Here is a 15,036-nt window from a genome sequence, read left to right on the forward strand (position 1 = left end):
CTATATGGTGAGTATTCTAGTATCGAATCTTTTCAGCACAAGGGTTGATTTTGGCGTTAAATTGAGGTTGTGAAAGGGTAAAAAAGGCTAAGTCCTCGTACCGTAAGGCCTGGAAGACATGTCAATAATTAAGAAAAAAAATTCAAAATTTGATCGAGTGCTGATTTCTTCAACGGGAGGTTAGAATTGCGCAACATGATGTCGCGCAATCTTTATAAGAATAACGAATGACGTTAGTCGTTTTTGGCGGTTGTGTGCAACATATAGTTAACATCAACGCCCGGTGCGAGTTTGAATTTATTGGTTAGCGGATTGTAGTGCAGGCCGGTGATGTGCTGCTCTTTGAGCCACGTCTGGTCAACCCAGCTTAACAGCTCCGCAGGCTTGATGAATTTCTTCACGTCGTGCGTCCCTTTCGGCACCATGCGCAGTACATACTCCGCGCCAACGACGGCCATCAGCCAGGCTTTACCGTTACGGTTGATGGTTGAGAAGAAGACCTGGCCGCCCGGCTTCACCAGTTTTGCACAGGCATGTACCACCGACTGCGGATCGGGTACGTGCTCCAGCATCTCCATGCAGGTCACCACATCGTACTGATGGGGGTGTTTTGCCGCGTGCTCTTCCACGGTTTCCTGCACGTATTCCACCTGTATGCCGGACTCCAGCGCGTGAAGGCGGGCAACCTGGAGCGGTTCAAAGCCCATATCCAGGCCCGTAACATTCGCCCCTTCGCGCGCCATGCTCTCAGCCAGGATGCCGCCGCCGCAGCCGACGTCGAGCACTTTCTTACCGAACAGACCGCCGGAACGCTCCGCGATATAGCCCAGACGCAGCGGGTTAATGCGATGCAGCGGTTTGAACTCACCTTCGAGATCCCACCAGCGGGACGCCACCGCTTCAAATTTGGCAATCTCTTCGTGGTCAACGTTGTGAGCCACCGGGGATTTTTCGGCATTCATGGGCGCTTTTACTCCTTATTTAGCAAGACAAAGGAGTATATCAGGCAATCCCCGTGAATAAAGCGTATAGGTTTACCTCAATCACCTCGGCTGTGTTATAATTTGCGACCTTTGAATCCGGGATACAGTAGAGGGATAGCGGTTAGATGAGCGACCTTGCGAGAGAAATTACACCGGTTAACATCGAGGAAGAGCTGAAGAGCTCCTATCTGGACTATGCGATGTCGGTCATTGTTGGCCGTGCGCTGCCGGACGTCCGCGATGGCCTTAAGCCGGTACACCGTCGCGTACTATACGCCATGAACGTATTGGGCAATGACTGGAATAAAGCCTATAAAAAATCTGCCCGCGTCGTCGGTGACGTCATCGGTAAATATCACCCGCATGGTGATACCGCCGTATATGACACCATCGTTCGTATGGCGCAGCCATTCTCCTTGCGTTACATGCTGGTAGATGGTCAGGGTAACTTTGGTTCAGTCGACGGCGACTCCGCTGCGGCGATGCGTTATACGGAAATCCGTATGTCGAAAATCGCTCATGAGCTGATGGCCGACCTGGAAAAAGAGACCGTTGATTTCGTCGATAACTACGACGGCACCGAGCGCATCCCAGATGTGATGCCAACCAAGATCCCGAACCTGTTGGTTAACGGTTCATCCGGTATCGCGGTCGGTATGGCAACCAACATTCCGCCGCACAATATCACCGAGGTGATCAACGGCTGCCTGGCCTATATCGACGATGAAGACATCAGCATTGAAGGGCTGATGGAACACATCCCGGGTCCGGACTTCCCAACGGCGGCGATCATCAACGGTCGTCGCGGTATTGAAGAAGCGTACCGCACCGGCCGCGGCAAGATTTACATCCGTGCCCGCGCTGAAGTGGAAGCGGACGCTAAAACCGGCCGTGAAACCATCATTGTTCACGAGATCCCGTATCAGGTGAACAAAGCGCGTCTGATTGAAAAAATCGCCGAGCTGGTAAAAGAAAAACGTGTTGAAGGGATCAGCGCGCTGCGTGACGAGTCTGACAAAGATGGTATGCGCATCGTGATTGAGATCAAACGCGACGCGGTGGGTGAGGTTGTGCTGAACAACCTGTACTCCCAGACTCAGCTTCAGGTCTCCTTCGGTATCAACATGGTTGCGCTGCACCATGGTCAGCCGAAGATCATGAACCTGAAAGAGATCCTGAGCGCGTTCGTGCGTCACCGCCGTGAAGTGGTGACCCGTCGTACCATCTTCGAACTGCGCAAAGCGCGCGACCGTGCGCACATCCTTGAAGCGCTGGCGGTTGCGCTGGCCAACATCGACCCGATCATCGAACTGATCCGTCGTGCGCCAACCCCGGCGGAAGCGAAAGCAGCCCTGGTTTCCCGTCCGTGGGATCTGGGTAACGTTGCCGCGATGCTGGAACGTGCGGGCGATGACGCAGCGCGTCCAGAGTGGCTGGAACCTGAATTCGGCGTGCGTGACGGTCAGTATTACCTGACTGAACAGCAGGCTCAGGCGATTCTGGATCTGCGTCTGCAGAAACTGACCGGCCTTGAGCACGAAAAACTGCTCGACGAATACAAAGAGCTGCTGGAACAGATTGCTGAACTGCTGCATATCCTGGGCAGCGCAGAGCGTCTGATGGAAGTGATCCGTGAAGAGCTGGAGCTGGTCCGCGATCAGTTCGGCGATGCGCGCCGCACCGAAATCACCGCGAACAGCTCTGATATCAACATTGAAGATCTGATCAACCGCGAAGACGTGGTGGTCACCCTGTCTCACCAGGGCTATGTGAAGTATCAGCCGCTGACCGACTACGAAGCACAGCGTCGTGGCGGTAAAGGCAAGTCTGCAGCGCGTATTAAAGAAGAAGACTTTATTGACCGCCTGCTGGTGGCGAACACCCATGACACGATCCTCTGCTTCTCCAGCCGCGGTCGTCTGTACTGGATGAAAGTTTATCAGCTGCCGGAAGCGAGCCGCGGCGCGCGTGGCCGTCCAATCGTCAACCTGCTGCCGCTGGAAGCGAACGAACGTATCACCGCCATCCTGCCGGTACGCGAGTACGAAGAGGGCGTGAACGTCTTTATGGCGACCGCCAGCGGTACCGTGAAGAAAACCGCGCTGACCGAGTTCAGCCGCCCACGTTCCGCCGGGATCATCGCGGTGAACCTGAACGAAGGCGACGAGCTGATCGGTGTGGATCTGACCTCCGGTTCTGATGAAGTGATGCTGTTCTCTGCGGCCGGTAAAGTGGTGCGCTTTAAAGAGAACGCCGTCCGTGCAATGGGTCGTACCGCTACGGGCGTTCGTGGTATCAAACTGGCTGGCGAAGACAGCGTTGTTTCTCTGATTATTCCGCGCGGTGAAGGGGCTATCCTGACCGTGACGCAGAATGGTTACGGTAAACGTACGGCGGAAGGGGAATACCCAACCAAGTCTCGCGGCACGCAGGGCGTTATCTCTATCAAAGTGACCGAGCGCAACGGTTCCGTTGTGGGCGCGGTGCAGGTAGACGATGCCGACCAGATCATGATGATCACCGATGCGGGTACGCTGGTGCGTACCCGCGTGTCTGAGATCAGCGTGGTGGGGCGTAACACCCAGGGCGTGATCCTCATCCGCACAGCGGAAGATGAAAACGTGGTGGGTCTGCAGCGCGTTGCTGAGCCGGTGGATGACGAAGAGCTCGATTCCATCGACGGTAGCGTTGCGGAAGGCGATGATGATATCGCGCCGGAAGCCGACACCGACGATGACGTAGCGGATGACGCTGACGAGTAATGTCTCCTGATGCAAAAAAGGGCCGGATTCCGGCCCTTTTCTTTTGCACAAGCAGATAAGTCAACGTTGCGACCTGGCGCATTTACCGCTACCTTAACCACATTCTTTTGACCCCGACGGCGGAGCCTCGCCCCCTTGAAATACCTCGTCTCCTTTCGTACTACGCTGAAAGTTTCTCGCTATCTGTTTCGGGCGCTGGCGCTCTTGCTCTGGCTGCTGGTGGCCTTGTTCTCGGTGTTTTACATCGTTAACGCGCTGCACCAGAAAGAAGCGGAGATCCGCCAGGAGTTTAACTTAAGCTCCGACCAGGCCCAGCGCTACATTCAGCGAACGTCTGACGTGATGAAGGAGCTGAAGTATATTGCCGAAAATCGTCTGACGGCGGAAAACGGCATCCTTGCGCTTCGCGGGCGGAATGACAATACCGAAGTCCCGGACTTCCAGCCGCTGTTCCCGGACTCCGATTGCTCCACCATGAGCAATACCTGGCGCGGGTCGCTGGAATCCCTTGCCTGGTTTATGCGCTACTGGCGCGACAATTTCTCCGCCGCCTATGACCTGAACCGCGTATTCCTGATTGGCAGTGAAAATCTCTGCATGGCTGACTTTGGCCTGCGCGACGTGCCCGTTGAGCGTGACGATGCGCTGAAAAGCCTGCATGAACGTATTGTGAAATATCGCAATGCACCGCAGGACGAGCGCGGGAATAACATCTTCTGGGTTAGCCAGGGCCCGCGCCCGGGCGTGGGCTATTTCTACGCCCTGACGCCGGTGTATCTGGGCAATCGCCTGCAGGCGCTGCTGGGGATTGAGCAGACCATTCGCATGGAAAACTTTTTCACCCCGGGCAGCCTGCCTATGGGGGTGACCATTCTGGATGAAAACGGTCATCAGCTGATCTCACTTGCCGGGCCGGATAACCGGTTAAACGTCGAACCGCACTGGATGCAGGAGCGGTCGTGGTTTGGCTATACCTCCGGCTTCCGCGAACTGGTGCTTAAGAAGAGCCTGCCGCCTTCGTCGCTGAGCATTGTCTACTCGGTGCCAGTGGACATGGTGCTTGAGCGGATACGCATTCTTATCATGAATGCCATTCTGCTGAACCTGATCGCGGGTGGTGCGCTGTTCACCCTGGCGCGCATGTATGAGCGGAAAATCTTTATTCCGGCCGAAAGCGACGCCCAGCGGCTGGAGGAACACGAGCAGTTTAACCGGAAGATTGTCGCGTCGGCGCCGGTGGGGATCTGCATTCTGCGTACCCAGGACGGAACCAACATCCTGAGTAACGAGCTGGCGCATAACTACCTGAACATGCTGACGCACGAAGACCGCCAGAGGCTGACGCAAATTATTTGCGGTCAGCAGGTTAACTTTGTCGACGTGCTCACCAGCACGCACACCAACCTGCAGATCAGCTTTGTGCATTCCCGCTATCGCAATGAAAACGTGGCGATTTGCGTGCTGGTAGATGTCTCCGCGCGCGTGAAGATGGAAGAGTCGCTGCAGGAGATGGCCCAGGCGGCGGAGCAGGCCAGCCAGTCGAAATCCATGTTCCTTGCCACCGTCAGCCACGAGCTGCGAACGCCGCTGTACGGGATCATCGGTAACCTCGACCTGCTGCAGACCAAAGAGTTGCCGAAAGGGGTCGACAGGCTGGTGACGGCGATGAACAACTCCTCCAGCCTGCTGCTGAAAATCATCAGCGATATTCTCGATTTCTCTAAAATTGAGTCTGAGCAGCTGAAAATCGAACCGCGGGAGTTCTCGCCGCGCGAGGTGATGAACCACATCAGCGCCAACTATCTGCCGCTGGTGGTGCGTAAACAGCTGGGGCTCTACTGCTTTATTGAACCTGACGTGCCGCTGACGCTGCACGGCGATCCGATGCGCCTGCAGCAGGTCATCTCAAACCTGCTCAGCAACGCCATCAAATTCACCGACGTTGGCTGTATCGTGTTGCACGTCTGCCGGGCGGGGGATTACCTGAGCATTCGCGTGCGCGACACGGGCGTCGGCATCCCTGCGAAGGAAGTGGTCCGCCTGTTCGACCCGTTCTTCCAGGTCGGGACCGGCGTGCAGCGTAACTTCCAGGGCACCGGACTGGGGCTGGCGATTTGTGAGAAGCTCGTCAGCATGATGGACGGTGATATTTCCGTGGATACCGAGCCCGGCATGGGCAGCCAGTTCACCATCCGTATTCCGCTCTATTCGGCGCAGTATCCGGCAAAAGCGACGGTGGACGGGCTGAGCGACAAGCGCTGCTGGCTGGCGGTGCAAAACGCCTCGCTGAATGATTACCTGACGGCGCTGCTTGCCCACAGTGGAGTCAGGGTGTGTCTCTATGAAGGTCAAACACCGGACGTGGACGATGTGCTGATCGCCGACGAGATGCCGGAGCAACCGTGGCAGGGGAGAGGGTCGGTGCTCTTCTGCCGTCGCCACATCGGCATTCCTGTCGAGCGTGCGCCTGGGGAATGGGTACACAGCGTTGCAACGCCGCACGAGCTGTTGAGCCTGCTGGCGCGCATCTACAAAGTGGAGCTGGAAGAGCGCGACGGCGCGGGCGGATTGCCGTCACCGGAGTCTCTGGCGTCGGTGAATGACGATATGATGATTCTGGTGGTGGATGACCATCCGATTAACCGTCGCCTGCTTGCAGACCAGCTTGGATCGCTGGGCTACCAGTGCAAAACCGCCAATGACGGCGTGGATGCGCTGAATGTGCTGAGTAAAAATCATATTGATATCGTGCTTAGCGACGTCAACATGCCAAACATGGACGGCTACCGTCTGACGCAGCGCATCCGACAGCTGGGCCTGACGCTGCCGGTGGTGGGCGTAACGGCGAACGCGCTGGCGGAAGAGAAACAGCGTTGTCTGGAGTCAGGCATGGACAGCTGTCTGTCGAAACCGGTGACGCTGGACGTGCTGAAGCAGACGTTGTCGATTTACGCGGATCGCGTGAGAAAAACCAGAATATAAAAAAGGCCCGCAAGGGCCTTTTCGCGTTTCAACCCTCTCACCGTGGGAGAGGGACGGGGTGAGGGCCTCAGGCCGCACACCCGTCCGGGATCAATCCTTGTCCGATGCGCTCAGCGTAACGGAGGAGAGATAGTTCAGCAGAGCAATATCGTTGTCCACGCCCAGCTTCATCATCGCTGATTTCTTCTGGCTGCTGATGGTTTTAATGCTGCGGTTCAGCTTCTTGGCAATCTCGGTTACCAGGAAACCTTCTGCGAACAGGCGCAGAACTTCACTCTCTTTCGGGGACAGGCGTTTGTCACCGTAGCCACCCGCGCTGATTTTTTCCAGCAGACGAGAGACGCTCTCAGGGGTGAACTTCTTGCCTTTCTGCAGCGCAGCGAGCGCTTTTGGCAGATCGGTCGGGGCGCCCTGTTTCAGCACAATCCCTTCGATGTCCAGATCCAACACCGCGCTCAGGATCGCCGGGTTGTTGTTCATGGTCAGAACAATGATCGAGATATCCGGGAAGTGACGTTTAATGTATTTGATGAGCGTGATCCCATCACCGTATTTGTCTCCAGGCATGGAGAGATCGGTAATGAGCACGTGTGCATCAAGCTTTGGGAGGTTATTGATCAGTGCTGTAGAGTCTTCAAATTCACCGACTACATTCACCCACTCGATCTGTTCAAGTGATTTGCGAATACCGAACAGTACAATCGGATGGTCATCGGCAATAATTACGTTCATATTGTTCATGTATAAGGCTACCTTGCTACAGCAAGCTTTTGACGTAGGCGTCAATGTCGCTGATGTATTTTTCAATGCCAGAGGCATCTTTCTCACGAATTAGATGTTCCAGCGTTTCACATAACTGCTTGCCGGGAACCAGATTAAGCATGGCAAACACCCCTTTAAGCCGGTGTGCTGTCTGTGCCAGCGCTGCAAAATCATTCGCAGCGGACTCAGTATACAACCGCTTAACATCATCTGGTACTGTATCAACAAAGAGTGAATAGTATCCGCTGGCGTGAAGCTCGGCATTTTCATTGCCGCCTAACGGTGACTCCGTTATCTCTTCCTGCGCCAGCTGCTCTTCTATTAGTTGTAGTACAGCTTCCTGCATCGCATTGCTTATATTAAAGTTGACGCGCAGCTGGCCAGGGCCGATTTTCCGCACGCCTGACTCATCATCGCTTAAAAGCAAGCCGGAGGCAGTAAGATTAGACGGATTATCAGTTAAAAACAGATCAAATTCTTGACTTGCAAGTCTTTCATCCGGCGTGATGCAGGCCGCTCCCCAGTTTTCTAACTGACGAACGACAATATTGCGGATCTCGTTCGAGGTCACATCGACCATCACCACGACGTCATCCAGCAGACGTTCTTCATCCTCTTCCTGCGGATTGGCCGCCATTTTCACATGCAGAGAATAGCGGGTGCCGAGGGATTCACGGGCTTTGATATTCAGGTGGCCGCCAAGCTTACGCGCCAGCTGATCGCACAGCCAGAAGGTCAGGGCATTGGCCTTGCCGTAGCGATCGCTCTGCGTGTCATTCAGGAACGGGAAGTGCAGATTATCAATTTCACTTGTTGTGACGCCTTCCCCGGTATCCAGGATGCGGAACGTCAGACGGTCTTCTGCCGACTCCTCGGTGCTGACTTCAAGGGTGATCTTGCCGATCTGCGTGGTGGTCACGGCGTACTGAATAATCATCAGCAGAATGCGGCGCAGCGCTTCGCGATCGCCGTGGCGTTCGTCATTCGCAGGGAGATTGTTATTGATCAGCAGCTGCAGCCCTTTGCGCTTAATGACGGGCAGCACTTCCGGCACCACTTCATCGATCAGATCCTGGATGGAGAAGAGGGCTGGTGTTCCCTTCCAGAAATCATTTTCCAGCATGTTCGCCAGCTGGATCTCATCAACCATTCTGACCAGCGAATCGGCCTGGCAGGCAAGCTGGTGGCTTTCAGAGGTGTTTAACGCCGCCGCCTGGGTCGCCAGCGTTTTTAACGGCTGCTTGAAGGCATCGCCAATGTTCTGCATAAATGCGGCGCGCCCCTGCTGGTTTTTCTCATACAGCCTTTGCGCCTGCTTGAGCTTTTTATTGACCAGCACTTCGCGATCCTGGTCGCGAATAATGAAGATTTGCGTGCGGGGAGCCACCTGGCTGCGGAACTGACGGATCTCGTACAGTTCATTGTTGATGGTGGCCTGAATCACCCCCTGGTGTTGATCCGCCATGGTGGTGATGTTCTGCAGGTTAAGATGCGGCAGCAGATGGTCGGCAATTTTGTTGCTCATCACCGTACGATTCGCCTCCTGGTCATGAACCAAGACCCCAAGCGGCAGCACGGAAACAATCTCTTCATTCAGTGCACGCAATACGCGCAGCTCATTGTTGGTACCGGCCGGAACCGCAGAGGCGTCGCTCTGACGCCCCGTCTGGAAACGGAAGGTGCTGTAGCCAAACAGCGCCAGCGCCAGCAGACCGATATTCAGCAGCAGAGGCAGCAGAATATTTTGCAGGGTGTCGAGCAACAGCGTGCCAAACGGCACCTGCCACACGAGACGCATGCCGGTCGAGTTCAGCGATGAGGCAATTTCGATTTTCGAGCCGTTAAAGGAGATCGATACGCTCTCTGCGGCCTCTTTGTCGGACGCCGCACGCATGTTCTGGGTGCTGCTGTCTGGCTCCAGGCGGAAGCTGTCGAGCGGCATATCCGGCGGGATTAAATCATTAATCGGTAAATCGAAGGCCACCACCGTCGCCAGATGCCCTGGCTGGTTGAACGTGGTGCGCAGGGTAAAATAATGACCGTTTTGCCAGGCCAGACGACGCAGGGAAGAGAAGCTCTCACGCTCATCAAGGGCGTTCGCCTGCTGCAGCATCTCTGCCCGGCGGGAATCGACGATGCTGCCCACGGTTGTCTCTTTAAAGCCGGACGAGAGATCTTTTAACGGCAGCGTAGAGATCAGGATCATGCTGTTGTCCTGACCGTTCAGATAGTACATCGACCACGGTACCGTTTCGGCCCCCCAGAGGGTATCCAGATAGGTCGAAATACGCTGCGTCATCTCAAGCGTCGCGCTGTCGTGAGAGCCAAAGATAAGGGCCTCGGTCTTACGCTGCGGTTTTTCGAGATAATAGACATCCTGCTTAAGTCGCGTCTCCTGAAGTCCATCCCCGGACGAGGAGGTCGGGGCAGCAGCGATATTGTCGTAAATCTGCCAGGTGGCGTAGCGCCAGGTGTCTATGCGCTTATGCACGGCGTGGGTGATATCCACGACCTGATAGCTCTTATCCTTCAGCCAGGCGTTAACCGCGCTTTGTACCATCACCCCCATGGTGACTAACAGCACAACGATCAAAAGAAGAAAGAAACGGGTGATGCTCCCGGGGAGAAGGGAGAATTTGCTCGGGGCGGTAGTTTCAGTCTGACTCATTGATATCTTTAACCCGTTATGGTCGTGCTCTGTGGCGATAGGGCAGTATAAAGGGTAATAACTGAATTTCCAGCGCGACTGTCCGGGAAGAGGCGACTTTTTCTCCGGACAATATCGGCGGCGGGGAGTGCAGAAAACATGTACAAACTCGCCATGCGCGTACAAATAATCGACCCACGCCGTCAATAAATAGCACGAATTAACAAGAAATTAAGTCTTGCACCAATTTATGGACTTCGAAGAATACCCGAAGAGAATTTAGTTAATAGTCGTTACAATTACGGTGCGGTAGCACAAAAAAAGAGAAGTTACGTAAAGAAAGGTAAAAAAAAACCGAATGCGGAGCATCCGGTTCAATTAGGGATAAACAGACATTCAAAACTGAATGACGGTAATAAATAAAGTTAATGATGATAGCGAGAGTTATTTTAGAGATTAGGTGCGATCTTGTTTTGTCATTCAGTGCTGTAACGGATTTTATTGTAACTGTTTGATGTGTATGTGGTGATTTTCCTGTTTGATTATAAGTGCTAATTTTCTAAGCTATTTGTGCTTTGTAAAAGTTCCTTGATATTTACATTTTGAAACATGTTGATGGGTAAATGAAACATCTTCAAAGTTTTCGTATCATATTCGCATTGGATTATTCTGTAATTTTGCGGAGAATGAAATTGCCGACTGGTTAATGAGGGTTAACCAGTAAGCAGTGGCAATTATAAGGCATATAACAGAGGGTTAATAAAATGAAAGTTAAAGTACTGTCCCTCCTGGTACCAGCACTCCTGGTGGCAGGCGCAGCAAATGCGGCCGAAATTTATAACAAAGATGGCAACAAATTAGATCTGTACGGTAAAGTCGATGGTCTGCACTATTTCTCTGACGACAAGAGTGCCGACGGCGACCAGACTTACATGCGTCTTGGCTTCAAAGGCGAAACTCAGGTTAACGATCAGCTGACCGGTTACGGCCAGTGGGAATACCAGATCCAGGGCAACACCTCTGAAAGCGACAACCAGGCCTGGACGCGTGTGGCGTTCGCGGGTCTGAAATTCGCTGACGCGGGTTCTTTCGATTACGGTCGTAACTACGGCGTAATCTACGATGTAACCTCCTGGACCGACGTTCTGCCAGAATTTGGCGGCGATACTTACGGTGCGGACAACTTCCTGCAGTCCCGTGCTAACGGCGTGGCGACCTACCGCAACCAGGACTTCTTTGGTCTGGTGGATGGCCTGAACTTTGCCCTGCAGTATCAGGGTAAAAACGGCAGCGTAAGCGGTGAAAACGACACCGGTCGTAGCACCCTGAAACAGAACGGCGACGGCTACGGTGCATCCCTGACCTATAACCTTGGCGAAGGCTTCAGCGTAGGTGGTGCGATGTCCTCCTCCAAACGTACCGCTGACCAGAACGCACCGGGCGTATACGGTAATGGCGATCACGCAGAAGTCTATACTGGTGGCCTGAAATACGATGCCAACAACATCTATCTGGCAGCGCAGTACTCTCAGACCTACAACGCAACCCGTTTCGGTACCTCTAACGGCAGCAGCCCGACTACCGCTTACGGCTTCGCTAACAAAGCGCAGAACTTCGAAGTGGTTGCTCAGTACCAGTTCGACTTCGGCCTCCGTCCGTCCGTGGCTTACCTGCAGTCTAAAGGGAAAGACATCGAAGGTTACGGCGATCAGGATCTGCTGAAATATGTTGACGTTGGTGCGACTTACTACTTCAACAAAAACATGTCCACCTACGTGGATTACAAAATCAACCTGGTTGATGAAAATGAATTCACCCGTCAGGCGGGTATCGGTACTGACGATATCGTAGCGCTGGGTCTGGTTTACCAGTTCTAATCGCTTCATCGTGTGACGTAAGGGGCCTGCTGGCCCCTTTTTTGTGTCTCGCAGATTCGAACAACTCACGCGTTTTGGTGTACTCTTGCCGCCCTGGCATGAGGATAATAATGAATGGACATGACTTTTTTACGCGCCAGCTTTCTGGCTATGCTTTTTTTCCTGACCGCGTGTGACGATTCCGCGCCCGTGGCGAAAGCCGACGCACCCGCCGCGACGGTGCTCGAAGGCAAAACGATGGGCACCTTCTGGCGCGTCAGCGTGATGAACCTCGATAAAACACGCACAGATGAGCTACGCGGCAAAATCCAGTCTCAGCTGGATGCCGACGATCAGCTGCTCTCAACCTATAAAAATGACTCGGCGCTGATGCGCTTTAACCTCTCCACCAGCACCTCCCTGTGGCCGGTGAGCGAGGCGATGGCCGATATCGTGACCGAATCTATACGCGTGGGTTATAAAACCAACGGCGCGATGGATGTGACCGTCGGACCCCTGGTAAACCTCTGGGGATTTGGCCCTAACAAACAGCCGGTGACCACGCCCGAACAGGCGGCCATTGATGACGCCCGCGCCCGGACAGGGCTGCAGCATCTGACGGTGATCAATCAGTACGGACAACAGTACCTGCAAAAGGATATCCCCGATCTGTTTGTCGATCTGTCGACGGTAGGGGAAGGCTATGCGGCGGATCATCTTGCAGCGCTGATGGCCCAGGAAGGCATTTCCCGCTATCTGGTCTCCGTGGGCGGCGCGCTAGTCAGCCGGGGGATGAACGCCAGCGATAAGCCGTGGCGCGTAGCGATTCAAAAGCCGACCGATCGGCAAAATGCCGTACAGGCGATAGTGGATATCAACGGACATGGCATCAGTACCTCCGGGAGCTATCGTAACTATTACGAGCTTGACGGGAAGCGTATTTCGCATGTTATCGATCCGCATACCGGCCGTCCCATCACGCATAACCTGGTCTCGGTGACGGTCATCGCCCCAACCGCGCTGGAAGCGGATGCCTGGGATACTGGCTTAATGGTTCTCGGCCCGGAAAAAGCCAAAGAGGTGGTCCGCCAGGAAGGGCTGGCGGTTTATATGATCACCAAAGAGGGCGACGGGTTCAAAACCTGGAGCTCGCCGCAGTTCAATAGCTTCCTGGTGCGCGACAAAAATTAAAAAGCAAGGTTGCGGGTTTTTTATCAGTGGCACTCAGGCAGGCTCTATGTATGCTTACAAGAGGAGCCGATAATGAGAAACTCAACCTTTATTACCGATGAGGATCGCTGGCAGGCCGTGCTGGCCCGCGATCCGCTCGCTGACGAACAGTTTGTCTTCGCCGTGCAGACGACGGGTATTTTCTGCCGCCCGTCATGCCGCGCCCGCCACGCGCTGCGTAAAAACGTCCGCTTTTATCCCGATGCCCACCATGCTGTTCAGGCAGGGTTTCGCCCGTGCAAGCGCTGCATGCCGGACAAACGCGATCCGCAGGCGCAGAAGTTGGCAAAAGTGGAACACGCCTGCCGTCTTCTGGAGCAGGATCCCACGCTAACCCTGGAGGGGCTGGCGCAGCAGGTCGCCATGAGTCCTTTCCATTTCCACCGTCTGTTTAAGTCCGTGACCGGCATGACGCCAAAGGCCTGGCAGCAGGCGGCGCGAGGCCAGCGCCTGCGCACCGCGCTTGCACAGGGAGACAAAGTTACCGACGCCGTGCTGGCGGCGGGGTTTCCCGACAGCAGCAGCTATTATCGCAAAGCCAACGATGCGCTGGGCATGACGGCGAAGCAGTACCGCAAAGGGGATGCGGCAGTGCGTTATGCCATCAGCGACTGCTCGTTAGGACGCTGTCTGGTTGCAGAAAGCGAGCGGGGGATCTGCGCGATCCTGCTGGGTGACAGCGATGAAGAATTAGCCGAAGAGCTTGCCGCGCATTTTCCAAAAGCAGCGCATGCGCCGCTGGAAGAGGATTTCGCACAGCGGATCCAGCAGGTGATTGCCAGTATTGATAACCGCGATGTACCACTTGCGCTGCCGCTGGATATTCGCGGAACCGCGTTCCAGCAGCGCGTCTGGCAGGCCCTTCGCAACATTCCCTGCGGCGAAACGGCAAGTTACCGGCAGGTGGCGCAGGCGATTGGCCAGCCCAGTGCGGTACGCGCCGTTGCCGGAGCCTGTGCGGCAAACACGCTGGCGATTGTGATCCCCTGTCATCGCGTGGTTCGGAACGACGGCGCGCTGTCGGGTTACCGTTGGGGCTCGGCGCGAAAGGCGCTATTACTGAAACGTGAGGCGAAACGCCAGGAGGGATAATGCTCGATCTTTTTGCGGATGCTGAACCCTGGCAGGAGCCGCTTGCTCCGGGAGCGGTGATCCTGCGCCGTTTTGCACTCTCCCGTGCGGCGGCGCTTCTTGCCGGTATCGACGAGGTGACGGCGGTTTCGCCATTTCGCCATATGGTGACGCCGGGCGGCTACACCATGTCGGTGGCCATGGCCAACTGCGGCGAACTGGGCTGGGCGACGAACGAGCGGGGCTATCTGTATGCTCCGAACGATCCCGCTACCGGCCAGCCGTGGCCCCCGATGCCCGCGATTTTTCAGTCTCTCTGCCACGAGGCCGCCGTGGCAGCGCAGTATCCTGACTTCCGGCCGGATGCCTGCCTGATCAACCGCTACGCCGTTGGCGCGAAGCTCTCGCTGCATCAGGACAAGGATGAACCCGATCTTCGCGCGCCTATCGTCTCGGTATCGTTAGGTTTGCCTGCCGTCTTCCAGTTTGGGGGATTACGCCGCAACGACCCGCTCAAGCGCATTATGCTGGAACATGGCGATGTGGTGGTGTGGGGCAGGGAGTCGCGGCTTTATTATCACGGCATTCAGCCGCTGAAGCCCGGGGTTCACCCGCTCACGGGCGAGTACCGTTTCAACCTGACCTTCCGTCAGGCGGGGCACAGTAAACTAAAATAAGAATTATTCTTGATGTACACGCAGGGCAGTTTACACTGCTGGCTGATTTTTATTGTCCGGATTGCC

The 15,036-nt window shown here is 55.1% G+C and carries 9 protein-coding genes; 6 read left to right on the forward strand and 3 right to left on the reverse strand.

The genetic code is table 11. The annotated features are described in order from the left end of the window. Nucleotides 1–233: 233 nt before the first annotated feature. A complete protein-coding gene (gene ubiG, locus ACMWLG_RS03655) occupies nt 234–962 on the reverse strand; it encodes a bifunctional 2-polyprenyl-6-hydroxyphenol methylase/3-demethylubiquinol 3-O-methyltransferase UbiG (protein ID WP_045402755.1) in 729 nt (242 codons plus the stop codon). Nucleotides 963–1,108: 146 nt separating this feature from the next. Between ubiG and gyrA the strand changes: the two genes are divergently transcribed. Next, nucleotides 1,109–3,745 (forward strand): DNA topoisomerase (ATP-hydrolyzing) subunit A, encoded by a 2,637-nt coding sequence (gyrA, locus tag ACMWLG_RS03660; protein ID WP_045354270.1) that lies wholly within the window; start codon nt 1,109–1,111, stop codon nt 3,743–3,745. Nucleotides 3,746–3,880: 135 nt separating this feature from the next. Continuing rightward, complete coding sequence (gene rcsC / locus ACMWLG_RS03665; RefSeq protein WP_045402761.1) at nt 3,881–6,727, forward strand: two-component system sensor histidine kinase RcsC; 2,847 nt, start codon at nt 3,881–3,883, stop codon at nt 6,725–6,727. Between the two features lie 90 nt (nt 6,728–6,817). Here rcsC and rcsB read toward each other — a convergent pair whose 3' ends face one another. After that, the gene (gene rcsB / locus ACMWLG_RS03670) at nt 6,818–7,468 is read right to left on the reverse strand and encodes a response regulator transcription factor RcsB (RefSeq protein WP_006176468.1); all 651 of its coding nucleotides are present in this window, start codon (nt 7,466–7,468) and stop codon (nt 6,818–6,820) included. Between the two features lie 16 nt (nt 7,469–7,484). Continuing rightward, nucleotides 7,485–10,157, reverse strand: a complete 2,673-nt coding sequence (rcsD, locus tag ACMWLG_RS03675) for a phosphotransferase RcsD (RefSeq protein WP_023312509.1) — start codon at nt 10,155–10,157, stop codon at nt 7,485–7,487. A 743-nt stretch (nt 10,158–10,900) separates the two neighbouring features. Between rcsD and ACMWLG_RS03680 the strand changes: the two genes are divergently transcribed. From ACMWLG_RS03680 to alkB, 4 genes are all read left to right on the forward strand, one after another. Continuing rightward, complete coding sequence (locus ACMWLG_RS03680) at nt 10,901–12,013, forward strand: porin OmpC (protein WP_045402762.1); 1,113 nt, start codon at nt 10,901–10,903, stop codon at nt 12,011–12,013. A gap of 114 nt (nt 12,014–12,127) precedes the next feature. Beyond that, nucleotides 12,128–13,183 (forward strand): FAD:protein FMN transferase ApbE, encoded by a 1,056-nt coding sequence (apbE, locus tag ACMWLG_RS03685; RefSeq protein ID WP_045402765.1) that lies wholly within the window; start codon nt 12,128–12,130, stop codon nt 13,181–13,183. A gap of 72 nt (nt 13,184–13,255) precedes the next feature. Beyond that, nucleotides 13,256–14,314, forward strand: coding sequence for a bifunctional DNA-binding transcriptional regulator/O6-methylguanine-DNA methyltransferase Ada (gene ada, locus ACMWLG_RS03690; protein ID WP_023312506.1), 1,059 nt, complete (start codon nt 13,256–13,258; stop codon nt 14,312–14,314). Beyond that, nucleotides 14,314–14,970, forward strand: a complete 657-nt coding sequence (alkB, locus tag ACMWLG_RS03695) for a DNA oxidative demethylase AlkB (protein WP_045354262.1) — start codon at nt 14,314–14,316, stop codon at nt 14,968–14,970. Before ada ends, alkB begins: the two co-directional genes overlap by 1 nt. The last annotated feature ends 66 nt before the right edge of the window (nt 14,971–15,036 follow it).

It is taken from the genome of Enterobacter sp. 01-M-02-SI-ECC (genome assembly GCF_047530595.1).
Classification (GTDB): Bacteria; Pseudomonadota; Gammaproteobacteria; order Enterobacterales; family Enterobacteriaceae; genus Enterobacter; species Enterobacter cloacae_M.

Bases quoted from the DNA above. Each gene is read 5' to 3' on its own strand.
- apbE (WP_045402765.1), top strand. From the start codon at position 12,128: ATGGACATGACTTTTTTACGCGCCAGCTTTCTGGCTATGCTTTTTTTC.
- ubiG (WP_045402755.1), bottom strand. From the start codon at position 962: ATGAATGCCGAAAAATCCCCGGTGGCTCACAACGTTGACCACGAAGAG.
- rcsD (WP_023312509.1), bottom strand. From the start codon at position 10,157: ATGAGTCAGACTGAAACTACCGCCCCGAGCAAATTCTCCCTTCTCCCC.
- ada (WP_023312506.1), top strand. From the start codon at position 13,256: ATGAGAAACTCAACCTTTATTACCGATGAGGATCGCTGGCAGGCCGTG.
- alkB (WP_045354262.1), top strand. From the start codon at position 14,314: ATGCTCGATCTTTTTGCGGATGCTGAACCCTGGCAGGAGCCGCTTGCT.
- gyrA (WP_045354270.1), top strand. From the start codon at position 1,109: ATGAGCGACCTTGCGAGAGAAATTACACCGGTTAACATCGAGGAAGAG.
- rcsB (WP_006176468.1), bottom strand. From the start codon at position 7,468: ATGAACAATATGAACGTAATTATTGCCGATGACCATCCGATTGTACTG.
- ACMWLG_RS03680 (WP_045402762.1), top strand. From the start codon at position 10,901: ATGAAAGTTAAAGTACTGTCCCTCCTGGTACCAGCACTCCTGGTGGCA.